1 protein-coding gene is annotated in these 631 nt (G+C 64.3%); it reads right to left on the bottom strand.

The annotated features are described in order from the left end of the window. Positions 1 to 631, bottom strand: a 631-nt coding sequence (locus ACFFNA_RS39375; RefSeq protein ID WP_378925692.1) for a transposase, incomplete at both ends; no start/stop codon positions are given.

The following is a 631-nucleotide window of genomic DNA, read 5'->3' as shown; positions in this document are numbered from 1 at the left end:
GATGTCCGTGCTGAAGAAGGCTTGAGGGGCGCGTTTGCCATCGGGATCCCGGACCAGCACCCAGCGGATCGGCATTACCGGGGTACCGGGCCTGTACCACAAGGCGGTATCAGACGTGATCTCGAGCGTCTTGCCTTCGACATGGCCATACCAGGCGGACACGATGATCCTGGCCCAGGTCGTGGCGGGGTTGGACAGGAGTGTCTTGAGCTTTGGTAGCGCTGGACCTTTTTGCGCTGGCCGACCGACGGTGCGCGTGGTCCGCTTTGACGGCGGCGCAAACAGGCTGGCATCCAGTCGCAGCCGGCTGATGAGCGTTGCCCTGGCAGTGATGGCATGGGCCAGTTCATGGACGGCAAAGCTGCTGTCGCCCACGAAGATGATGCGGCGCCCCGGCAGCCAGCGACAGAGTTGCAGTGCGCCCTGCCGCGCCCAGTCGGTCAGCAGCTTGTGGCGCCGCCCGCGTTGATGGTCGGATCGCTCGGACGGAGCAAGCAGGGTCAAGACCGGCAAGGCCTTTACCAGGCTTGTCCATGGCACCGGGGTCAGCACCATGAAGCTCAACCAGCGCAGGCCACTGGCTTTGACGAAATGGCCATGGCTGGAGCGCACTGGATCCCGGTAGATGCCC

The organism is Mesorhizobium kowhaii (genome assembly GCF_042431665.1).
GTDB classification, from domain to species: Bacteria; Pseudomonadota; Alphaproteobacteria; order Rhizobiales; family Rhizobiaceae; genus Mesorhizobium; species Mesorhizobium kowhaii.
Note: the sequence above shows the minus strand (reverse complement) of the source record. Positions and strands in the feature narration are given on the sequence as shown.